Origin of the sequence: Skermanella aerolata KACC 11604 (genome assembly GCF_000936425.1) — a bacterium.
Taxonomy (GTDB): domain Bacteria; phylum Pseudomonadota; class Alphaproteobacteria; order Azospirillales; family Azospirillaceae; genus Skermanella; species Skermanella aerolata.
This window is the reverse complement of sequence record NZ_AVFK01000016.1, coordinates 34,853-55,891: the sequence shown is the minus strand read 5'-3', so window position 1 is coordinate 55,891 and position 21,039 is coordinate 34,853. Positions and strand designations below refer to the sequence as shown.

The window sequence follows — 21,039 nt, the reverse complement described above, 5'->3', positions numbered from 1 at the left end:
TCGGAACCATGAGCGACATTCTCGGCATCGCCCTGTCGGGCGCCTCGGCGGCCACCAGGCGGATCGACGCGTCGGCGTCCAACCTCGCCAACCAGCGCACCACCGGCCGGCTACCCGATGCCGGAAGTTCTGCTGCGACCGGCACCGATAGCCGCGCACCCTACACGCCGCTGACGACCACCCAAAGCGACCTGCGTACCGGCAACGGTCAGGGCGCCGGAACCCAAGCCTCACTGAAGCCTCTGTCGCAGCCCATCGTCGCCGAGTACGACCCTTCGTCGCCGGACGCCGACGCGGAAGGCATGGTCGGTGCTCCAAACGTCGATACCGGCGAGGAGATTGGCCAGCAGATCCTGGGCTCCCGCGCCTATTCCGCCAGCCTGTCGATGGCCCGCACCTCCAGCGACATGATGAAGGACCTGCTCGACATGACGGCCTGACCGGATGTCGACTTGGCCGGATGCAGACAGGCCGTTCATTCTGCTTTAGTTCCCGATTCGGACCGCTTGACGGCGACGTTCCGCATTTGATCCCATATTGTACCAGCCCGAGTCGAATTGGCATTGGGTTGCCTGAGTAACAGACTTTGCTATAGTTCGTTACCAGGAGGTGGTTCATGAACGTATCCCTTACTCCCGAACTCGAGCGGCTGATCGAGCAGCGTGTCGCCAGTGGGCATTATACGTCCGCAAGCGAGGTCATGCGCGAAGCACTGCGGCTGTTCTTTCAATTCGACGAGTCACGCGCCCGTGAGATAGACCTGTTCAACCGGAAAATCGCCGACGGGTTGGCCCAGTTGGATCGGGGCGAAGCCATACCCGGCGATGAGGCGCGGCGTTTGACCAAAGAGCGGATCACAGCACGGCGCAACGCAAAGCGAACAGGATAAGCATGAACTACTCGGTCGCGCCGCTCGTCCTTGATGACCTTGACGAGATCTATGCTTACGTCGAGGACATCGAAGACGAAAACGGCGCCGATGTCGTGATTGATGACCTCTATAACGCCTTTGCAAAGATCAGCTCCAGCCCAGGCATGGGGCATAGAAGGCAAGACCTTACGGACCACGACGTCTTTTTCTGGACCGCCCTGAAACGTTACGCCGTGGTTTATCGCAAAACATCTCCGATCGCCATCGTTCGGGTCATCCCGTGGCGGCGGATGGAACCTGTTCTTTTGACTGCCGCCGGCGGCTTCCGGATCTGATAGGCGGGCGTCTTGGCAACGGTGTCCGGCCGCCACATCTTGAAGCCTAGCAATCCAATCTCGAATCCACTTCCGGAGTCCTCCCGTCCATGGCCGCGTCGCCTCTCCCGCTCGTCGGAGTTCCCGCCTGTGCCCGGCAGTTGGGGCATCATCCGTTCCATATCGCGGGCGACAAGTATATCCGCGCGGTATCCGACGGCGCCGGCGCCCTGCCGCTGGTCATCCCAGCGCTGGGCGATACGCTGGACCTTGCCGGGCTGGTCGGGCGGCTTGACGGATTGCTGGTTACCGGCAGCCCTTCCAACGTGGAGCCGGCGCGCTATGGCGGCCCATCCAGCGTTCCGGGCACCCTGCACGATCCCGAACGCGACGCCACCACCCTGCCCCTGATACGGGCGGCGCTGGCGGCCGGGGTGCCGGTCCTCGCGATCTGCCGGGGCATCCAGGAGCTGAACGTGGCGCTTGGCGGGTCGCTCCATCAGCGGGTCCAGGAGCTGCCGGGCAAGTTGGATCACCGGGCCGACGACAACCGCCCGGTGGAGGAGCAGTATGCCAAGGTGCATTCCGTCGGTCTGACGCCCGGCGGTATGCTGGAAAGGATCACCGGCAAGCGGGAAATCCGGGTCAACTCGATCCACGCCCAGGCGATCGACCGGCTGGCCGACGGTCTGACCGCCGAAGCGATGGCTCCCGACGGCCTGATCGAAGCGGTGAGCGTCACCGGCGCGCCCGCCTTCGCGCTGGCGGTGCAGTGGCACCCCGAATGGCGTTTCTGGGAGTGCCCGGACAGCACGGCCCTGTTCAAGGCGTTCGGCCAAGCCTGCGGCGCCCGTGCGGCAACGCGGACGAACCAGGGCGAAACCGTCAGCTAGCGCGGGAGACCCGGTTCAGCAGGTCGATCAGGATCGCTTGCTCCTGCTTGTTCAGGTCCTTCGCCATCGTGCGTTCATGAGCCCGCACGCGCGGGATCAGGTCCTCGACCAGCGCTGTGCCGGCGGGGCTCAGTTCCAGCGCATAGGACCGGCGGTCGTTGGGGGAAGGCGCCCGGACCACCCAACCCCGGCTTTCCAGCCGGTCGATCACCGCGACCATGGTGGACCGGTCGATGCCGACGGCGGACCCCAGTTCCGACTGGCTGAGGCCGACATTCTCGCGGATCAGGATCAGGACGCCGAACTGGCCGGGCGTGATGTCGTGCGGAGCGACGGCGTTCTGAAAGTTCTGAAAAACGGCGATCTGCGCCTTGCGCAGACTATATCCGATCAGATCCGGCAGCAGACCGAGGGCAAGTTTAGGCTGGCGATTATCGCGCGCGCGCGGACGCTTCAGGGTTGTTTCTCTCGCGGTATCAGGCAAGGTTTGTCCCTCGGTAAGGCTGCTGGCGCGATAAGGCAACAGGTCTGGGCAATGGTGTCGGAAAACGGTGCGCCCGATATAACCTACGCCAGTTGGGTGACTTGCCTGAACGGACCGATTTGTCGCACGCCCTTCAGATAGTAGCTTGAAGCTTTTCGTAGCCTGATTACTCAGGGTTTTTCAACCAGCACTATGTCGCAGGGCAAAGCCTCTGCACTTTAAACATGCCTGCCATGCATCTGACGCATTGGTCTGGACTGGTCTGTCCGCCACCTTCCTGATCGAAGCGTCGCCTCTTCCCCTGGAGGCAATCGCCCGGCTACCGGTTACCCCTGCCGCATCCGGGATCCTGAAACGGAGCTTCAACGCCCGGCCTCCCCCTGGCCGGGCGTTTCCGTTGTCCGGGAAGTTTGAAAGCGCGACCGGAACGCCATGATCGGGTATGGTGCCGCCGCCCGGTACCGGCCCTCCGATCTTCCCGTCCATTTCGAGTAAGACCCGTGCGAATCGCCACTTGGAACATCAATTCTGTCCGGCTCAGGCTGGACCTGCTGCTTCGCCTGATCGACGAGCAAAAGCCCGACGTCATCTGCCTTCAGGAAACCAAGACGGTGGACGAGACCTTTCCGCTGGCTCCCCTGGCGGAGCGCGGTTACGTCCACACCCTGATTCACGGCATGAAGGGATACAACGGCGTCGCGATCCTGTCGCTCAAGCCGATCTCGGGCGAGTGCGTCCAGCACTGGTGCGAGAAGCAGGACTGCCGCCACGCCATCGCGCATGTCGGCGGGATCGAGATCCACAGCGTCTATATCCCGTCCGGCGGCGACATCCCCGACCCTGATGTCAACGTCAAGTTCCAGCACAAGCTCCGGTTCCTGGACGAGATGACGGCGTGGTGGTCGGCGGAGCGTGCGGCGGACCGGCCGATGGTCGTGGTCGGCGACTTCAATATCGCACCGCTCGAACACGACGTCTGGTCGCACAAGCAGATGATGGACGTGGTATCGCACACTCCGGTCGAGATCGAGCGGCTCAACGCCATGCAGCGGTCGATCGGCTGGGTCGATGCGGTCCGTCACTTCGTACCGGACGATCAGAAGCTATACACGTGGTGGAGCTACCGGGCGAAGGATTGGACCGCCGCCAACCGGGGCCGGCGGCTGGATCACATCTGGGTGACGCAGCCGCTGGCCGGCAGCCTGCGCGGCCAGCAGGTCCTGCGCGACGCCCGCGGCTGGGAGCCGAAGCCATCGGACCATGTGCCGGTGCTAGTGGACCTCGACGTCTGACGGCGGGCCGGCGGCTTCACCGCTTCCTCACCGTTCCGACAGCGACACCGCCTTGGTGGTCAGGTCAACCTCCGTACCGCGGCCGGGCGACGTGATGGCAACCTCCATCTCGGCGGGCTCCACCTTGCCGAAGAAGGACGAGAAGGACACCTCGGCGGCGTCGCGGCCAAGGCCGATCCGGATCAACCCGTCGAGGGCCGCCTTGCGGGTCGCGTCGAACAAGTACCAGCGGCCGCCCAGATAGGCCTCGAAGACGGCGTGGAAGTCGGGCGGGTCGAGCCGGAAGGCGTAGGAACTGACGTAGCGGGCGGGGATATCCATCGCCCTGCACATCGTGATGCCGAGATGGGCAAAGTCGCGGCAGACGCCGGCATGGTCGATGATCGTATCGACCGCCGACGTGGTGCCGTGGGAGCTGCCGGGCAGGTATTCCAGGGTATCGTGAATCCAGTTGCAGATGGCGGTCACCGATCCATGACCGCGCTCGATCTGCCCGAACTCCCGGTTGGCGAAGGCCTTGAGCCGGTCGGACTGGCAGAACCGGCTGGGGTTCAGGTGCGGCAGCACGTCCAGCGGCAGGTCGATTGGCTCCACCGCCTTGATCGTCGCGGGATCCTCCAGCAGCGGATCCAGGTCGACATCCGCCCGGTACTTGAGCAGGAGCTTGCCGGAAGGCGCCAGCACCTTGAAGATGCGGTTGCCGGATTCGCTCACGGTGAAGCGGTCGATTTCCCGTCCGCCGCTCAAGTCCAGGTTCTCGCCAAGGAGGACCTGACGGTCGAACTGCGAAGGCTGCAAGTTGAACAGGCAGACCGTCTCCTCCGCGACTTCGTAACCAAGCGTGCAGCTTACCGAATACTTCATGGGACGGCCTCCGCGCGATGCGCACCAGTTGGATCGGCATCACAACGCAAAACGGCGATAGCCGTTCCCTGACAAAAGCGACCGGAGCCGAACGCAATATGGTTGGCCGTCAGACTTCCGAGATCATGTAGACGGCGTCGCCGCCATAAGAGGCCAGCTTGGCGGCTAGCATCTCATCGCCCGAATAGTCGGAGAAGCCGCGGCGTCTCCAATAGGGTGTCGAGCGGTTGACCGCTGTCAGCGCCAGCAGCGTGAAGCCGGACCGGGCACCGAGAGCCCGCAGCAGGTCCACCAGCGATTCGCCCAGGCCCAGTCCCCGCGCTTCGGGAAGCAATGCCACGTCGTGCAGATACAGGCAGTCGGCATCGGGAGATATCCGCCCGAGCAGGCTGTCGAGCGCCGGCGGCCGGCCAAGCTGTCCCGGATGGCTGACGGCGTAGCCCAGCACGGCGCCCTGCCCGTTTTCGGCGATCAGGCAGCCCGCGGGAAACAGACTCAGCCGCTCCGCCGGGACCGCGCCCGACTCCGGATAGCCGGGATGGACGACCTCCGCGACCCGCTCCACGATGGGCAGATCCGTGACCGCCATCGGGCGCCACCGACCGGTCATCTACAGAAGCCCGCTGCCGAGAAACAGCGCTGCCCATTCGATGAAAAGGCCAGTGTTAAGGGGCGTTTTGTCTCCATTCTCAAATCATTCTCCGGCATTTTGTGACAAATAGTGAACCGGCTATTCATCACTTGAGCGATCGATAGAGTTAAGCCAAATTCGCGCCACAGACTGGAAACATCAGACAAACGATTCAGCGCGAGGCTGCTCATGGCGACACTTCCCGGTGGTGCATACGACACTCAATACGGCACTGACGATGCCGATTTCCTGAACGGCGGCGGCAGGGCCGACCATATCATCGCGGGCGACGGCGACGATATGCTGTTCGGCAACTGGGGCGAGGACGTGCTCGACGGCGGGGCCGGCGACGATTACCTCGACGGCGGTGCCCGTTCCGACATCCTGTTGGGCGGCAGCGGCGACGACATCCTGATGGGTGGCACGTCCGACGATGTCCTGATCGGCGGCAGCGGCAACGACATCCTCAAGGGCCAGCACGGCCACGACATCCTCCAGGGCGGCAGCGGCAACGACATCCTGGATGGCGGCGACGGCCGCGACATCCTGTACGGCGGTTCCGGCAACGATACGCTGCTGGGCGGCGGCCATGCCGACGTGCTCTACGGCGGGTCGGGCGACGACTACCTCAGGGGCGACAACGGCAACGACATCCTGCACGGCGGTTCCGGCAACGACGTGCTGGCGGGCGGCAACGGCGACGACGTGCTGTTCGGCGGCACGGGCGACGACATCCTGCGCGGCGGCACCGGCAACGACACGCTGACCGGCGGTGCCGGCGCCGATACCTTCGTGTTCCGGGGCGGCGGCGGCCAGGACGTCGTCATGGACTTCAACAAGGGCGAGGACATCCTGCTCGTCTCGCGCAACATCAACGGCCTTCAGGTCACCAGCGCCGACGATCTGGCAAGCCGCGTCGTCGATTCCGGCGGCCATGCTGTGATCGACCTCGGCAACGGCGACACCATCACGCTGATGAACGTCTCCGCCGCGGACATCCAGCAGAACCCGCAGGCCTTCTTCGCCATCGGCTGACAAAGAGCGATAGCGATCGAAAATGAAAAGGGGGCGCCGGCTGAAGCTGGCGCCCTCCTTCATTTTGCAATGGCCGCCGCCTCAGCAGCAGCGGTTCATGCCGCCACCCTTGACGCCGTAGCGGGTGTCCTGCCGGTCGCGGAAGAACTCCTCGTAGGTCATCACCGGCTCGTCCGGATGGTTGGCGAGCCGGTGGGCGACATAGGTGTCGTAGCAGGGAACCCCGACCATCAGCCGGCCGGTCTGCTTCAGCCGGCTGAAGATCGCCTTGAACTCATGCAGGGCGGCCTCATGCATGGCGAGCGCCCCTCGACGCCAAGCGGGCGGCCTGCCGGGCGCCTTCGTCGCCGCCCACTTCGCGGGTGGTGACGTTGGGGTTGGCAAGCGCCTTTCGGATCGCGAGGATGCCGTAGACCACCATCGACAGCACCACGGCAATGAACAGCCCGCACAGAACAGCATCGACGTAGTCGTTGAAGATGATGCGGTTCATCTCCTCCACCGTCTTGGCCGGGGCCAGGATGGTGCCGGCGGCCAGGGCGTCGCTGAACTTGCCGGCATGCGACAGGAAGCCGATGGCGGGGTTGGGGTGGAACAGCTTCTGCCAGCCGGCGGTCAGGGTGCAGATCAGCAGCCACGCCGTCGGCACCATCGTTACCCAGGCGTAGCGCTGCCGCTTCATCTTGAACAGGACGACGGTGCACAGGATCAGCGCGATGGCGGCCAGCATCTGGTTGGAGATGCCGAACAGCGGCCACAGCGTATTGATGCCGCCCAGCGGATCGACGACGCCCTGATACAGGAAGTAGCCCCAAGCAGTGACCGCCAGGGCCGTCGCGACCACGTTCGCCATCCACGAGTCGGTCCGTTTCATGACCGGAACGAAGGTGCCGAGCAGGTCCTGGATCATGAAACGGCAGACGCGCGTCCCGGCATCGACCGTGGTCAGGATGAACAGGGCCTCGAACAGGATGGCGAAGTGGTACCAGAACGCCATCATCGCCTTGCCGCCGATGGCGCCGGACAGGATATGCGCCATGCCGACCGCCAGCGTCGGAGCGCCGCCGGCGCGCGACAGGATCGTGCCCTCGCCGACATCGGCCGCCGTCTGGGTCAGCATGTCGGGCGTGATCACGAAGCCCCAGGAGCTTATGACCTGCGCAGCTTGTTCCGGCGTCGTGCCGATCAGGCTGGCCGGGCTGTTCATGGCGAAGTACAGCCCCGGCTCCAGCACGCAGGCGGCGATCAGCGCCATGATTGCGACGAAGCTTTCCATCAGCATGGAGCCGTAGCCGATCAGCCGGGCCTGGTCCTCGTTCTCGACCATCTTCGGCGTGGTGCCGGACGCTATCAGCGAGTGGAAACCTGAGACGGCGCCGCAGGCGATGGTGATGAACAGGAAGGGGAACAGCGCTCCGGAAAACACCGGGCCGGTGCCGTCGACGAAGCGGCTGACCGCCGGCATCTGAAGGTCGGGCATCACGAACAGGATGCCGAGCGCCAGCCCCAGGATCGTGCCGATCTTGAGGAAAGTAGAGAGATAGTCTCGCGGCGCCAGCAGAAGCCAGACCGGCAGCACCGATGCGACGAACCCGTAGCCGATGATGGTCAGCGCCAGCGTCTCGCCGCTGAAGGTGAACATTTCAGCCGCCGTCGGGTTCTCGCTGACGATCTGTCCGAAATAGATGGCGGCGATCAGGGCGATGAAGCCGATCACCGACATCTCGCCGATCCGGCCGGGCCGCAGGTAGCGGGTATAGACACCCATCAGCATCGCGATGGGGATGGTCGCGAAGACGGTGAAGCTGCCCCAGGGGCTGTGCGCCAGCGCCTTGACGACGACAAGGGCCAGGACCGCCAGCAGGATGATCATGATCAGCAGCACGCCGAACATGGCGATCACGCCGGCTACCTGCCCCATCTCGCTCCGGATCATGTCGCCCAGCGACCGGCCGTCGCGCCGCATGGAGATGAACAGGACGATGAAGTCCTGCACGGCGCCGGCGAACACGACGCCGACCAGGATCCAGAGCGTGCCCGGCAGATAGCCCAGCTGCGCCGCCAGAACCGGCCCCACCAGCGGCCCGGCGCCCGCGATGGCCGCGAAGTGGTGGCCGAACAGCACGTATTTGTTGGTCGGGACATAGTCCAGGCCATCGTTGTACCGGACCGCCGGCGTCGCCCGCCTGGGGTCGAGCTGGAGGACGGTACGGGCGATGAACAGGCTGTAGAACCGATACGCGAGAAGCGCCACGCAAACCGCGGCCACGACGATCCACAGGGCGTTGATCGTCTCCCCCCTGTTAAGCGCGATCCAGCCGAATGCGAACGTCAGCGCCAGCGTGACGGCGATCCAGCCGAGCGTCTGAATGGACCTTGTCATTCACAGAGTGCCTTTCATGGCGATGCGAAAGCATCCGCCGTTCAGCCGGTTTGAAACGGCACGGGACGACGGAAGGAAGGGCCGCAATATCCGCCAATCGGGGACGTGGAACAACTATACGGTTGGGACAGTCTTAACGATTGTTTCTTGTCCGAAATGAGCAGGAGGCGGGGTGTTTTGTTGCGATGCAGCATGGGTGTTTAGGTTGTGGGAAGCTGGCTACGTGGCTTCGTCACAGGGTGTCCCTGGTCTCAGCCCGACTTGTTATGTCCGGCAGAAAGCCGTACATTATCCAGGCAGCAGGAGTGATTGACATGGCCAGGCAGGCATCTACGGAAAAGAGGTCGTCACCGACGCGCAAGGAGCGTCTGGAGGCGCGGATCTCCGCTGAACAGAAGGACTTGTTCGTTCGAGCCGCCGAACTTCAAGGCCGCACGCTGACCGATTTCGTGATCGCCAGCGTCCATGAAGCCGCCGTCCGGACGATCGGGGACATGCAGTCCATCCAGCTTACCGCCCAGGAAAGCCGGGCCTTCGCCGAAGCCGTGCTCAACCCCAGGGAGCCGACCGACCGTTTGCGGTCCGCCGCGCGCCGGTATATCGAAACCCTTGGGAACTGACGCAATCCCTTGCGTATCGACGCCCTGAACGACGGCCATGACCGCACCGCTTTCGAAAGCGGCGTCGAGCCTCTGGATCGCTACATCCGGACCCAGGCGAGCCAGGATATCCGCAAGCGGGTCGCGTCCTGCTTCGTCCTGACCGATGTATCCGCCGCTCCGCTCGGCTACTATACGCTTGCGGCCACATCCATATCGCTGACGGACCTGCCGGCATCGCTGAGCAAAAAACTCCCACGCTACCCCGCCGTACCCGCAACGTTGATGGGGAGACTGGCGGTCGCTTCCCAGCATCGCGGCCGGCGGCTTGGCGAACTGCTCCTGCTCGACGCTTTCAGCCGGGCGCTGCGGGCGGAGATCGCGACCTACGCTTTCGTCGTCGATGCCAAGGACGAAGCCGCAGCCGGTTTTTACCGCGCCTACGATTTTCAGCCGCTCACCGCCGAGGGTCGGCGCATGTTCATCCCCATGGCGGAGATCGCAAAGCTGTTTGCGTGACCTGCTTTCAGATATGTACCGCCATGACACTGGGAGCATGGATACCGCCACGGGCGCGAAGCGCTTCGTAGAGTTCTGCTGGACCCAGCAGGATGTCCCTGAGGCCGCACCGTATTCTGTCGGAGTCCAGCGCCCGTTTGCTCATCGCGCTGTGGGCCGCGAACGCATCCATGATGGCGTCTATGATTCTCTAGTTCGATCTTTGTCCCCATGCTCAATGGAGCCGATGAAATACAATCGCATGTATCTGAAGACACCAGAACCTTGAACGACGTTTATTTTGACAGCTTTTATTGCAGAATCACGCTTTCGTGACGCTTTAACTTACATAAAACACGGGCATATGCCTAGCTGGATTGAATTCGGAGAAAATTCACACCTGTTTCTCTCCGACATCGAAACCTCAAGCAATCGGGCGAAGCGCATCCAGCCGGAACTCGCCGGTGTCCAGGAAGGTTTCGGTCAAGGCGACATACGGAGCTATGTCGATGTCGTTCTGCTTCAGCCAGTCGGGGTTGTAGTAGGTGGAGGTATAGCGGTCGCCGCTGTCGCAGATCAGCGAGACCAGCGAGCCTTCCTCGCCGGCCTTCATCATGTTGGCGGCGATCCAGCACAGGCCGAAGAAGTTGGTGCCGCTGGAGCCTCCGACGCGGCGGAACAGGCGGTCGGACAGGACATGCATCGCGGCGATCGACGCGGCGTCGGGGACCTTGATCATGTGGTCGACGACGCCGGGGATGAAGGACGGCTCGACGCGCGGGCGGCCGATCCCCTCGATGCGCGAGGGATGGGCACAGGTGGCGCCGGGGTTGCCGGTGGTATAGGCCTCGTAGAAGGCGGAGTGCTCGACATCCACGACGCACAGGCGGGTGTCGAAGTCGCGGTAGCGGATATAGCGCCCGATGGTCGCCGAGGTGCCGCCGGTGCCGGCGCTCATGACGACCCAGCGGGGGACGGGATGGGCTTCTCCGCGCATCTGGTCGAAGATGCTTTCGGCGATGTTGTTGTTGCCGCGCCAGTCGGTCGCCCGTTCGGCGAAGGTGAACTGGTCGAGGTAGTAGCCGCCGGTCTCGGCGGCAAGGCGGGCGGCGACCTCGTAGACCTCGCGCGGGCTTTCCACGAAATGGCATCTGCCGCCGAAACGCTCGATCGCCTCGATCTTCTGCCGGCTGGTCGATTTCGGCATCACGGCGATGAAGGGAAGGTCGAGGAGATGCGCGAAATAGGACTCGCTGACGGCGGTGGAGCCGGACGATGCCTCGACCAGCGTCGTGCCTTGCTGGATCCGGCCATTGCAGATGCCGTAGAGGAAGAGCGAGCGGGCGAGGCGGTGCTTGAGGCTTCCCGTGGGATGGGTCGATTCGTCCTTCAGGTAGATCGAGATGCCCTTCAACCCGCGAAACACGGGATTGACGAGATGCGTGTCGGCGGATCGCCGGCCATCGCCCTGAAGGATGCCTATGGCGCGCTTGACCCAAGTATGGTCGGAGCAGGCCTGAAGACCGGTGAGCGGCGGGCATGGGAGTCCGGTATTCGGCGAGGTCATGGCACGGGTCCGGTTTGGCGAAGGCATGGGGTAGTCGAGCCAAGTGTTGGCATGACGGATTGTTTCGGGATAGTGGAATCAGGACTAGCCGATGTTTTTCAACTATGAATAAGTAAACTGCTGATTTAATAAAGTTTTATTTTATTTTGCCCTTAGCTGCTGGACGGTATGCCGTTGTGGCGTGCCGAAATTCCGGAGGCATCGATGCGTTTCATTCTCGTGGCTGCGGCCGCTCTCTTCGCGGTATCGGCGACACCCGCTTTTGCCGAAGGCAAGCAGGACTTCGACCTGGTCAACAAGACCGGCTACACGATCGACAAGGTCTTCGTTTCCCCGTCGAACAGCGATGACTGGGAAGACGACGTGCTCGGCCGCGACGTCCTGGACGACGGCGACAAGGTCCACATCACGTTCCATCGCGCCGCCAAGAGCTGCAAGTGGGACCTGAGGGTCGTCTACTCGGACGCCGAGCAGGCGGAGTGGGACGAGTTCGACCTGTGCGAAGTCTCCAAGATCACGATCCGCTACAACAAGAAGTCCGGCGAGACCTCGGCCGTTACCGAGTGACATGACCGGCGGTTGACCGGAAGTGCCACCCCCTGCCGGCTTCGGCTGGCAGGGAACAGGGGGTTTTTGGGGGGATCGTCCCTGCCGGTCGAATTATCAAGGCTCGACATGGCTTGAGTATCTTGAAAAGATCGATTTCGATAAGTGACTCATTTACCCGTTTGTGCCAAGGGCACTGGAAGCCGCCGTATGAAAGCCGACAGTATGAAAACCAAGAGCATGAACATCAAGAAGCTCGATCTCTCCGTAGAGTGGGATGCGACCAAGCTGCGGAATTTGATGACGAATGCGAAGCGGTTGGGGAGAGAGGACATCTACTTCGATGCGGTTCGTCAGATCGCCCGCATCGAAGGGATGAACATCGACGATCCGCTGGAAGCCGATTTCGCCATCACGATGCGGGCATTGGAAGAAGCCCTGTCCGCGGAGAGCGGGCAGACCAAGCGCCTCAGCCGGACCAAGCAGAAGCTCAAGAGGGCTGGTGTAAAGCAGACGCTTGCCGATCTGGCTGTCTCGCCAACTCCGTCATTGGGCTTCATGAAGCTTGTGGAATTCAAGATGGCCGATATGTCGGCCGAAGCGCTGATCCTGAAATACCAAGCGGAGTTCGACGAGGAAACCGTAGGCGCCGCGCGCAAGCGGCTTGCTGAGCATGGGGTGGAACCGGCCGCCTGATGCCCCACGGATCATGACGCCGGCCGGCGGAGCAGGAGCTTGTTGACGCCGTTCAAGGCGGCGTAGAGGTCCTGGAACTGCGATTGGAAGGCCTGCGGGCTCAGGCTGCGGTCGTTCGCGGCCAGGGACTCGAACAGTTGGCCGATGCTCGTCCGTCCGTCGATCCGGGCAAGGATGGGACCGGCAAGGCGCGGCAGCGCCAGATTGACCGGCAGGCCGCCGAGATCGGCGCGGAGGCCGGCACCCGGCTTCAGGCCGCGCGCGATGGCGGGTCCGTCGAGGTCGCGCAGGACGGGGATGGCGTCGGGAAAGTCCGGTCTGGCGACTGCGCCGGCGGCGTCCTCGGGACGGGTCAGGTAGAAGACGTGCTTCGTCATGCTGCCGGAAAGCTGCTCGGCAAGGGCAGCGCGCCGAAGCATGTCCAGGCCGTCGAGGCGGCGGGACAGGCGCGGGTCGGCGATGTAGCGCGCGGGATCGTAGCGGGCCGGCTCGATGAAGGCGGTGATGACGAGGTCGCAGGCGGCGGCAAGCTTGGCCAGATCCGGAACGGTGTAGGCGCGGTCGCGGCTATGCAGCAGCAGGTCGTAGAGGCCGGCGTCGGATTCCTGATGGTCGTTGATGAAGGGATTGCGCTTCAGCCAGTTGGTCGGCGGCAGGGTCTTCAGCAGGCGCTTCGCCAGATCGACGCGCTCGGCATCGGGGAGGCCGCCGGTCAGGGTGCGGAGCGCATCCTGCAAGGGATAGACGCCCGTGCGGCCGAAGGTGCCGTAGACCATCAGGCCGATGCCGCCGCCGGGCGCCAGGACGGAAACCAGGGACTTCAGGCCGGCGGCCGGGTCTTCCAGGTGATGGAGGACGCCGCAGCAGTCGATGTAGTCGAAGGGGCCGAAGCCGTCCAGTTCCAGCAGGGAACCGCGATGGAAGGCGATGTTGGTCAGCTTGCGGACTTCGGCGCGGCGCTCGGCGATGGCGCGGGACGCGTCGGACAGGTCGACATAGGTGATCTCGGCGGGAATGCCGGCATCGGCGCAGTGCTGCGCCAGCATGATCGTGCCGTCGCCCGTGCCGCCGCCGGCGAACAGGACGCGGAGCGGCCTGGAAAAGTCCAGGCGCCCGCCGAAGACGTAGTGGTTGACCTCGTCCAGGTGTCCGGGGGATCCGGCGATCAGACGGCTGGTCTCGTCGCGCGGGTCGCGGGCCGGATAGGGATAGGCCTCGTACTGGGCGCGCAGCAGGTCGGACGGCATCGGCGTCAGTCCTGGTCCTGCGCGTCCATCGTCAGGACGACCTTGCCGGTCGAGCGGCGCTCGATCAGCAGCTTCATCGCCTTGGCATAGTCGGCGAGCGGGATGCGGTTGGAGATGTGAGGCTGGATGCGGCCTTCCTCGAACCAGCGGAACAGGGTGGCGAAGCTCTCGGCGACGGTGTGCGGCTGGTTCTGGCGGTAGGCGCCCCAGTGGACGCCTATCGTGGCGATGTTCTTGACCAGCAGGATATTGGCCGGGATCTGCGGGATGCGGCCCTCGGCGAAACCGATGATCAGGATGCGGCCGCCCCAGGCGATGCAGCGCAGGCTGGCGTCGAAGGTGTCTCCCCCGACCGGATCATAGATCACGTCGGCCCCGGCGCCGCCGGTCAGTTCCTTGACGCGGGTCCGGATGTCCTCGGTCTTGTAGTTTATCAGGTGGTCGGCGCCACGACTGGCCGCGACTTCCAGCTTTTCGGCGGAACTTGCGGTGGCGATGACGGTGGCGCCCATCGCCTTGCCGACCTCGACGGCGGTCAATCCGACGCCGCCGGCGGCGCCGTGGACGACCAGCGTTTCGCCGGGGCGGAGGCATGCCCGCTCCCACAGGGCTATGTGCGAGGTGCCGTAGACGATGGGGAAGCCGGCCGCCGTCTCGAACTCCATGCCGTCGGGGATGCGGAACACGTCGGACGCACGGGCCACGGCCTGTTCGGCGTAGCCGCCGTGGTCGAGCAGCGCCATCACCCGGTCGCCGGGAGCGACGGTATCGACGTCGGGTGCGGCTTCGATCACCGTGCCGGCCGCTTCCAGTCCAGGGGAGAACGGGAACTCCGGCCTGACCTGGTACTTGCCCTGGATCATCAGCGTATCGGCGAAGTTGATCCCGGCGGCACTGACCGCGATCCGGACCTGGCCGGGAGCCAACAGCTTCGGGTCCGCCACCTGTTCGAACGACAGGCTCTCCGGCCCGCCCCATTCCCGGCACACCACGGCGCGCATCGGCATTCCTCCCGGTTTTTGTCTTCGGACTTCGTATAGCCCAGGCAGGGTTATTCGGGCCAGCCGCTCGCGGGCCGGACCTCGCCGACGGACAGGCCGACGCGGTTGGTGATCGCGGGGTGGGTAAGGTCGGCCAGCTCGTCCCGGCGGGACTCGGTCAGCACCTTGCACTGGCGCAGCAGGGCCGCCATCGCGATGCCGGCGGCGCGGCTGGCGCCGTCCTCGATCTTCAGCGCGATGCCGAGACCGAGTTCCGGCAGGACGGCGCACATGACGCCCTCGGCACCGATCTTGATGAGCGCCTGCCCGTCGATCGCTTCCATCATGCGCGTGTCGAAGGTGCCACGCCCGCCGATCAGGTAGGGATGCTTGCCCCAGGCCCGCCGGATACGGACGATCGCCTCCGCCCTGCGGTCGGGCAGGTCCTGCGGGTCGGCCAGACGGGCCATGGCGAGGGCGAGCGAGCCGAGCGGGATCGCGATGGTCGGGATGCCGCAGCCGTCGACGCCCCAGGGAGCATTGCTCAGGTCCTGGGCTGTCATCTGCTCCAGCACGCCCAGGATGCGCTGCTGGACCGGGTGGTCGAAGCGGATGTAGCCGGCTGTCGGCTCGCCCTTGTGGCGGGCCGTCGCCAGCATGCCGGTGTGCTTGCCGGAGCAGTTGTTGTGGACGGTGCCGGGCGCCTCGCCGGCGCGGATCAGGGCGTGGGCCGTCGCCTCGTCATAGGGTAGGTGTGTGCCGCATTCCAGGTCGGCGGGGGTGCAGCCGATCCGGTCGAGCCAGGAGGAGACGAGCGTGGTGTGGCGGGACTCGCCGTTGTGGGAAGAGCAGGCGAGCGCCAGTTCCTCGTCGCTGACATCAAAGGCGTCGGCGGCGCCGCTCTCGACCAGCGGGATCGCCTGGAGCGACTTGATCGCGGAGCGGGCGAAGACCGGCTTTTCGAAATCGCCCCAATGGGCGACGACATGGCCGTCGGCATCGACAATGGCCGCTATGCCGCGGTGACGCGACTCGACCATGCCGCCGCGCGTGACTTCGACCAGGACGGGCGTTTCGGCGGCGCCCAGTTCGGCATGGCCTTCGGCTGGCGCGTCATGGTCGTGGCCGTGCTGGTGGTCATGACCGCAGCAGGAGTGGCCGTGGTGGTCGTGGTCGGTCATTGGGCCGTCACTGTCTAAGCCGTTTCGGAATGTCTCATGCGCGCCACCTTGCCCCGGCGGACGCTCCGGTGCAAGGTGCCGCTCATGCGTGGATATTTTGCAATCGGGGTAGAGGGCGTCAGCAAAGCGTTCAACGTGGGCAACCTTGTCAGGTCGTCCCATGCGTTCGGCGCCAGCTTCGCCTTCACCATCGACGCCCGGCTGGACAAACGCCAGCTTCGCGTCTCTGACACATCGGATGCCTCGAGCCATCTGCCGGTCTACCACTATCCCGACGTGGCGAGCCTGGAGCTGCCGCAAGGCTGCGCCCTGGTCGGCGTCGAGCTGCTGGACGAGTCCATAGAGCTGCCCAGCTTTCGGCATCCGCTGAGGGCCGCCTATGTGCTGGGACCGGAACGCGGCAGCCTATCGCCGGCGCTGGTGGAGCGCTGCGACTTCGTCGTGAAGATCCCGACCCGCTTCTGCATCAATGTCGGCGTGGCCGGAGCGCTGGTCATGTACGACCGCATGATCAGCCTGGGGCGGTTCGCCGAGCGGCCGGTGCGGGCGGGCGGGCCGGTCGAGGCCAGGAAGGAACATGTCCACGGCGAGCAGCTTTACCGGACGCCGAAATCGTAGCGAGCTAGAACGTTCGTTTGCTACTGAATACTATAGCAACTCACGCGATACTTTTTCTGAAGACATACTCGGAAATGCGTAGCCGGGGCGTAATACTTTCGATATGGTCGCGGTCACATACCCTGGCACCGCATCCTTTCCCGAAAAGGACCGGTGCCGGGCGCTGCACTCGGGATCACAGGAAGACGCGACATGCCACCGAGCTTCTCCGGCAGGACGACACTGGTCAGCGGCAACGTGACGATCGCCGGACGTCGAACCAGTATGCGGCTGGAGCCGGAGATGTGGGCCGCGCTGAAGGCCATCTGCGCCCGTGAGCGCCTGTCGATCCATGCGGTGTGCACCCTGATCGACGAGAGGCGGGGCGAAGGGGGCCTGACCTCGGCGGTCCGGACCTTCATGGTGAAGTATTATGAGGGCGCCGCGACCGAGGAAGGCCACGAGCGCGCCGGGCACGGCAGCGGTGCCCCGTTCGGCTGGGGAGGCGGGGCAGGCAGGGCGACGATCAACCAGGGCGAGCCGGCGGAGACGCTGGAACTCGAGACGGAAGAAGCCTGAGGAAAACCGCGCCGGTCCCTGATTCCGTACGCGCGGCACTCCGGACATCCGTTCCCTGTTGCGCCGGAGGCGTGTGCTTTGCGATAAAGGCGGCTTGCAAAAGGGGTACGTACATACTCCTGAACCTGCCTATCGACACCAGGGAACCGGCATGACGCTCGGTCTGCATGACTACGAACGGCGTCGGCGGCGTCGGTTTTGGGGAAGTACGGTCAAGTTCCTCCTCATCTTGGGCGTACTGCTCGCGATCGGCCTGTTCGCGTACCAGATGGGCGTGGAACAGGTGAAGGGCCGCGAGACCGGGCTGCTGGCGGAGAATGCCCAACTCGGTCAGGCCAATGCCGAACTCAGCCGTTCGGTGGCGGGCCTGCGCGCCGCCGCCCAGAACGCGGAGACGAAGGTGTCGGAGTTGGAGGCCCGGCTGGCGCGGGAACTGCCGACCGGCGACTTGGCCCGGCTGACCGAACTGGCGCGGGAGCGGCTGGCCGCGGGGGTCGAGGCGAAACGGCTGGTCTTCGTGCTCAGCCAGATCAAGACGCCCCGCGCCTGCGAGAAGCCGGAGAACAAGCGGTTCATCCTGCCGACTCCCGTCTACAAGGGGCCGAACTCCACGGTCGGCTTCGCCAGCGGCGCGATCACGGTCAGCGGCGAAGGAACGCCGGCCCGGAGCCCGACCGGCAACGTCGAAGGCTGGTTCGACCCCAAGGGGCTTGTCACGATCCGCTTTACCGAGGCCGGCGGACGCCAGACCGAGGCCAAGGGCACCCTGCCGCTGCACCATACCGTCGTGTCCGCCGGGATCGAGCACCAGTTCACCGTCACGGCGGGTGCCCGGTCCTTCGTGGAAGTGACGGACGAGCGCTGCCCCTTCCCCTGACGGGCTTTCCCGAACTTGGTTTTCGTTAACGGATATACCGGGTTAAGTGGGCCTTAAGGGCTGCCGGCGTACCAGTTGCGGACTGGTGCGCATACGGAGGCGGTGTTGGTAAAGATCCTGGTCCTGGTGCTGGTCGCGCTGATCTTCGGCGGCGGCGGATTCGGCGCGGGCTGGTTCCTGTTCGCCAACCAAGGCGAGCACCACGAGGAAAAGGTCGAGGAGCCGCCCCCTCCCCCGCCGCCGGGACCGCCGGTCTTCGTCAATATCGGACCGCTGACCGTGCCCGTGCTGGGCGCCGAGCGGATCGACCAGTTCGTCACCCTGATGGTGGCGCTGGAACTGACCGACATGGCCACGGCGGAGGCGGTCCGTGCCCAGGCCCCTCGCCTGACCGACGCTTTCCTGACCACGATCTACGGCGCCATCGCATCCGGCAAGGTGATGAGCGGCGGGGTGCTGGACGTGGCGCAGGTAAAGTCGAAGCTGCGGGATGCGGCATCCAAGGTGCTGGGAAAGGACATGGTCCGCGACGCGCTGATCCAGGTCGTCAACCAGCGTCCGATGTAGCGCTTTCTTCCGGACAATTTCTCGAGTCGCTTCACTTAGATTAGTAAGCATTTCGACCATGAAGACATCGGATGGCGGAGTTCCGCCTGTTTAGCGTGATCTTCCGATGCCTCTGGAGCAGCGCAGTTGCTTTGTCCGCGTCCCTCCTGCATGCTTTCCGCAATAACTAATTGCCCGCAACTCCTTTGAAACATTGGGATGATTGCGCGGGACAAAAGTTCTTTGACGGGAATCTGGGGGGATCGATGTCAGTTGCCTTCGTCTTCGTCGTCCTATGCGGCCTAGCCGCCCTTGCCTACGGCGTCTATGCCGGCCGGCAAGTGCTCGCCGCCAGTGCCGGGTCCGCCCGGATGCAGGAAATTTCAGGCGCCATCCAGGAAGGCGCGCAGGCCTATCTCAACCGCCAGTACACGACCATTGCCCTGGTCGGCATCGTGCTGTGTGCGATCCTCGGCTACATCCTGGGCATGCACGTGGCGATCGGCTTCGTGATCGGCTCCGTCCTGTCCGGCATCGCCGGCTATATCGGGATGAACGTGTCGGTGCGCGCCAATGTCCGCACGGCGGAAGCGGCGCGCGGGGGCCTGGCGCCGGCGCTGGACATCGCGTTCAAGTCGGGCGCCATCACCGGCATGCTGGTGGTCGGCCTGGGCATCCTGGGCGTCACGATCTATTACGGCGTGCTGCTGATGTCGGGGGTTCCGATCCGCGGCATCCTGGAAGCGCTGGTGGCGCTCAGCTTCGGGGCTTCGCTGATCTCCATCTTCGCGCGGCTGGGCGGCGGCATCTTCACCAAGGGCGCCGATGTCGGAGCCGACCTCGTCGGCAAGGTCGAGGCGGGCATCCCGGAGGACGATCCCAGGAACCCCGCGGTCATTGCCGACAATGTCGGCGACAATGTCGGCGACTGCGCCGGCATGGCCGCCGACCTCTTCGAGACCTACGCAGTCACCATCGTCGCCACCATGTTGCTGGCGGCGATTTTCTTTGTGGGCGATACCCAGGCCCGGCTGATGATCTATCCGCTGGTGATCGGCGCGGTCTGCATCATCGGCTCGGTCGCCGGCACCTTCTTCGTCAAGCTGGGGCCGTCCAACAACATCATGGGCGCGCTCTACAAGGGGCTGGCGGTCACGGCGGCGATCTCCGCCGTGCTGATCTTCCTGGCAACCGCGATCCTGCTGGGCTTCAACACGCCGCTGGAGCGGGTCGAGGGCGGCGCCGTCACCGGCTTCAAGCTGTTCGGCTGCGCGCTGGTCGGCCTTGGCGTCACCGGACTGCTGGTCTGGATCACGGAATATTACACCTCCACCTCGTTCCGGCCGGTCCGCAGCATCGCCAAGTCGTCGGAGACGGGCCACGGCACCAACGTGATCCAGGGGCTGGCGATCTCGATGGAGGCGACCGCCTTGCCGGCCCTGGTGATCTGCGCCGGCATCATCATCGCCCACACGCTGGCCGGCCTGTTCGGCATCGCCATCGCGGCGACCACGATGCTGGCGCTGGCCGGCATGGTCGTGGCGCTCGACGCCTACGGCCCGGTGACCGACAACGCCGGCGGCATCGCGGAGATGGCCGACCTGCCCAAGGAAACCCGCGTCGTCACCGACGCGCTGGACGCCGTGGGCAATACGACCAAGGCGGTCACCAAGGGCTATGCCATCGGCTCCGCCGGTCTGGCGGCGCTGGTGCTGTTCGCGGCCTATATCGAGGACCTGAAGCACTACTTCCCCAACGTGGAGGTGACGTTCAACCTTCAGGACCCTTATGTCGTTGTGGGATTGCTGATCGGTGGACTGCTGCCCTACCTGTTCGGCGCCATGGGCATGACCGCCGTCGGCCGGGCGGCGGGATCGGTCGTGGTCGAGGTCCGGCGCCAGTTCCGCGAGATCAAGGGCATCATGGAAGGGACGGCCAAGCCCGACTACGGCAAGGCGGTCGACATGCTGACCCGTGCGGCCATCCGCGAGATGATCCTGCCGTCGCTGCTGCCGGTCGCGGCCCCGATCGTGCTGTACTTCGTCATCAACCTGATCGCGGGGCAGGCGGCGGCCTTCACGGCACTCGGCGCCATGCTGCTGGGCACCATCGTCACCGGCATCTTCGTCGCGATCTCGATGACGTCGGGCGGCGGCGCCTGGGACAACGCCAAGAAGTACATCGAGGAAGGCAATTACGGCGGCAAGGGATCGGAAGCCCACAAGGCGGCCGTGACCGGCGACACCGTCGGCGATCCGTACAAGGACACGGCCGGCCCGGCGGTCAACCCGATGATCAAGATCACGAACATCGTCGCGATCCTGCTGCTGGCCATCCTGGCGAAGCTGGCGGGATAACG

At 64.6% G+C, this 21,039-nt stretch carries 26 protein-coding genes; 15 read left to right on the top strand and 11 right to left on the bottom strand.

The window, feature by feature from the left end:
• Positions 1–8 precede the first annotated feature (8 nt).
• The 4 genes from N826_RS19370 to N826_RS19355 all read left to right on the top strand — a co-directional run bounded on the left by N826_RS19370 (position 9) and on the right by N826_RS19355 (position 2,078).
• On the top strand, positions 9–440 hold the full coding sequence (locus N826_RS19370; protein WP_044431523.1) for a flagellar basal body rod protein FlgC: 432 nt from the start codon (positions 9–11) through the stop codon (positions 438–440).
• 176 nt (positions 441–616) lie between these two features.
• Positions 617–889 carry a type II toxin-antitoxin system ParD family antitoxin gene (locus N826_RS19365; protein ID WP_044431522.1) on the top strand — a complete coding sequence of 91 codons (273 nt, stop codon included), beginning with the start codon at positions 617–619 and terminating at the stop codon, positions 887–889.
• A gap of 2 nt (positions 890–891) precedes the next feature.
• Positions 892–1,206 (top strand): type II toxin-antitoxin system RelE/ParE family toxin, encoded by a 315-nt coding sequence (locus N826_RS19360; protein WP_044431521.1) that lies wholly within the window; start codon positions 892–894, stop codon positions 1,204–1,206.
• Between the two features lie 89 nt (positions 1,207–1,295).
• A complete protein-coding gene (locus tag N826_RS19355) occupies positions 1,296–2,078 on the top strand; it encodes a gamma-glutamyl-gamma-aminobutyrate hydrolase family protein (protein ID WP_044431520.1) in 783 nt (260 codons plus the stop codon).
• Here the strand turns inward: N826_RS19355 and N826_RS19350 are convergent.
• On the bottom strand, positions 2,071–2,562 hold the full coding sequence (locus tag N826_RS19350; RefSeq protein ID WP_052831613.1) for a MarR family winged helix-turn-helix transcriptional regulator: 492 nt from the start codon (positions 2,560–2,562) through the stop codon (positions 2,071–2,073). The genes N826_RS19355 and N826_RS19350 overlap by 8 nt on opposite strands.
• A gap of 500 nt (positions 2,563–3,062) precedes the next feature.
• Here N826_RS19350 and xth point away from each other — a divergent pair, with 500 nt between their 5' ends.
• Complete coding sequence (xth, locus tag N826_RS19345) at positions 3,063–3,854, top strand: exodeoxyribonuclease III (protein WP_044431519.1); 792 nt, start codon at positions 3,063–3,065, stop codon at positions 3,852–3,854.
• 27 nt (positions 3,855–3,881) lie between these two features.
• On the opposite strand, the gene N826_RS19340 is transcribed toward xth, so the two are convergent.
• The 3 genes from N826_RS19340 to N826_RS43160 all read right to left on the bottom strand — a co-directional run bounded on the left by N826_RS19340 (position 3,882) and on the right by N826_RS43160 (position 5,540).
• Positions 3,882–4,718 carry a transglutaminase-like domain-containing protein gene (locus tag N826_RS19340; RefSeq protein ID WP_044431518.1) on the bottom strand — a complete coding sequence of 279 codons (837 nt, stop codon included), beginning with the start codon at positions 4,716–4,718 and terminating at the stop codon, positions 3,882–3,884.
• A gap of 109 nt (positions 4,719–4,827) precedes the next feature.
• Positions 4,828–5,307 carry a GNAT family N-acetyltransferase gene (locus tag N826_RS19335; RefSeq protein ID WP_244619660.1) on the bottom strand — a complete coding sequence of 160 codons (480 nt, stop codon included), beginning with the start codon at positions 5,305–5,307 and terminating at the stop codon, positions 4,828–4,830.
• 17 nt (positions 5,308–5,324) lie between these two features.
• Entirely contained in the window at positions 5,325–5,540 is a 216-nt protein-coding gene (locus N826_RS43160) for a hypothetical protein (RefSeq protein ID WP_147040891.1), read from the bottom strand.
• Between N826_RS43160 and N826_RS19330 the strand changes: the two genes are divergently transcribed.
• Positions 5,539–6,384 (top strand): calcium-binding protein, encoded by an 846-nt coding sequence (locus N826_RS19330; protein ID WP_084720903.1) that lies wholly within the window; start codon positions 5,539–5,541, stop codon positions 6,382–6,384. The two genes, N826_RS43160 and N826_RS19330, sit on opposite strands and share 2 nt — an antisense overlap.
• A gap of 81 nt (positions 6,385–6,465) precedes the next feature.
• Here the strand turns inward: N826_RS19330 and N826_RS19325 are convergent, their stop codons facing one another.
• Both N826_RS19325 and N826_RS19320 read right to left on the bottom strand, forming a co-directional pair.
• Complete coding sequence (locus N826_RS19325; RefSeq protein ID WP_044431516.1) at positions 6,466–6,681, bottom strand: YbdD/YjiX family protein; 216 nt, start codon at positions 6,679–6,681, stop codon at positions 6,466–6,468.
• The gene (locus tag N826_RS19320) at positions 6,674–8,767 is read right to left on the bottom strand and encodes a carbon starvation CstA family protein (RefSeq protein ID WP_044431515.1); all 2,094 of its coding nucleotides are present in this window, start codon (positions 8,765–8,767) and stop codon (positions 6,674–6,676) included. Before N826_RS19320 ends, N826_RS19325 begins: the two co-directional genes overlap by 8 nt.
• Before the next feature lie 314 nt (positions 8,768–9,081).
• Here N826_RS19320 and N826_RS19315 point away from each other — a divergent pair, with 314 nt between their 5' ends.
• Positions 9,082–9,387 carry a type II toxin-antitoxin system TacA family antitoxin gene (locus N826_RS19315; protein ID WP_044431514.1) on the top strand — a complete coding sequence of 102 codons (306 nt, stop codon included), beginning with the start codon at positions 9,082–9,084 and terminating at the stop codon, positions 9,385–9,387.
• Positions 9,388–9,396: 9 nt separating this feature from the next.
• Positions 9,397–9,885, top strand: coding sequence for a GNAT family N-acetyltransferase (locus N826_RS19310; protein ID WP_044431513.1), 489 nt, complete (start codon positions 9,397–9,399; stop codon positions 9,883–9,885).
• A 7-nt stretch (positions 9,886–9,892) separates the two neighbouring features.
• Here the strand turns inward: N826_RS19310 and N826_RS43155 are convergent, their stop codons facing one another.
• Positions 9,893–10,057: a hypothetical protein gene (locus N826_RS43155; RefSeq protein ID WP_157599352.1), complete on the bottom strand. Its 165-nt coding sequence runs from the start codon at positions 10,055–10,057 to the stop codon at positions 9,893–9,895.
• A gap of 231 nt (positions 10,058–10,288) precedes the next feature.
• Positions 10,289–11,431, bottom strand: coding sequence for a PLP-dependent cysteine synthase family protein (locus N826_RS19305; protein ID WP_044431512.1), 1,143 nt, complete (start codon positions 11,429–11,431; stop codon positions 10,289–10,291).
• Positions 11,432–11,635: 204 nt separating this feature from the next.
• Here N826_RS19305 and N826_RS19300 point away from each other — a divergent pair, with 204 nt between their 5' ends.
• Together N826_RS19300 and N826_RS19295 are read left to right on the top strand one after the other, a co-directional pair.
• The gene (locus tag N826_RS19300; protein WP_044431511.1) at positions 11,636–11,998 is read left to right on the top strand and encodes a hypothetical protein; all 363 of its coding nucleotides are present in this window, start codon (positions 11,636–11,638) and stop codon (positions 11,996–11,998) included.
• Positions 11,999–12,187: 189 nt separating this feature from the next.
• Positions 12,188–12,673 (top strand): hypothetical protein, encoded by a 486-nt coding sequence (locus N826_RS19295; RefSeq protein WP_044431509.1) that lies wholly within the window; start codon positions 12,188–12,190, stop codon positions 12,671–12,673.
• 11 nt (positions 12,674–12,684) lie between these two features.
• Here N826_RS19295 and N826_RS19290 read toward each other — a convergent pair whose 3' ends face one another.
• Genes N826_RS19290 through N826_RS19280 form a run of 3 tightly spaced genes read right to left on the bottom strand, consistent with a single transcriptional unit; the run spans position 12,685 to position 16,081 of the window.
• Positions 12,685–13,920, bottom strand: a complete 1,236-nt coding sequence (locus N826_RS19290; protein WP_044431507.1) for a class I SAM-dependent methyltransferase — start codon at positions 13,918–13,920, stop codon at positions 12,685–12,687.
• 5 nt (positions 13,921–13,925) lie between these two features.
• The gene (locus N826_RS19285) at positions 13,926–14,921 is read right to left on the bottom strand and encodes an NADPH:quinone oxidoreductase family protein (RefSeq protein WP_044431506.1); all 996 of its coding nucleotides are present in this window, start codon (positions 14,919–14,921) and stop codon (positions 13,926–13,928) included.
• Between the two features lie 50 nt (positions 14,922–14,971).
• Positions 14,972–16,081: an asparaginase gene (locus N826_RS19280; protein WP_052831611.1), complete on the bottom strand. Its 1,110-nt coding sequence runs from the start codon at positions 16,079–16,081 to the stop codon at positions 14,972–14,974.
• 36 nt (positions 16,082–16,117) lie between these two features.
• On the opposite strand from N826_RS19280, the gene N826_RS19275 reads away from it, so the two are divergent.
• From N826_RS19275 to N826_RS19255, 5 genes are all read left to right on the top strand, one after another.
• Entirely contained in the window at positions 16,118–16,699 is a 582-nt protein-coding gene (locus N826_RS19275) for an RNA methyltransferase (RefSeq protein ID WP_308518290.1), read from the top strand.
• A gap of 192 nt (positions 16,700–16,891) precedes the next feature.
• Positions 16,892–17,257 (top strand): ribbon-helix-helix domain-containing protein, encoded by a 366-nt coding sequence (locus tag N826_RS19270; RefSeq protein ID WP_052831609.1) that lies wholly within the window; start codon positions 16,892–16,894, stop codon positions 17,255–17,257.
• Between the two features lie 151 nt (positions 17,258–17,408).
• The gene (locus N826_RS19265) at positions 17,409–18,134 is read left to right on the top strand and encodes a hypothetical protein (protein WP_044431505.1); all 726 of its coding nucleotides are present in this window, start codon (positions 17,409–17,411) and stop codon (positions 18,132–18,134) included.
• A gap of 105 nt (positions 18,135–18,239) precedes the next feature.
• Positions 18,240–18,701, top strand: coding sequence for a hypothetical protein (locus N826_RS19260; RefSeq protein WP_044431504.1), 462 nt, complete (start codon positions 18,240–18,242; stop codon positions 18,699–18,701).
• A 245-nt stretch (positions 18,702–18,946) separates the two neighbouring features.
• Complete coding sequence (locus N826_RS19255) at positions 18,947–21,037, top strand: sodium-translocating pyrophosphatase (RefSeq protein WP_044431503.1); 2,091 nt, start codon at positions 18,947–18,949, stop codon at positions 21,035–21,037.
• Positions 21,038–21,039: the final 2 nt, after the last annotated feature.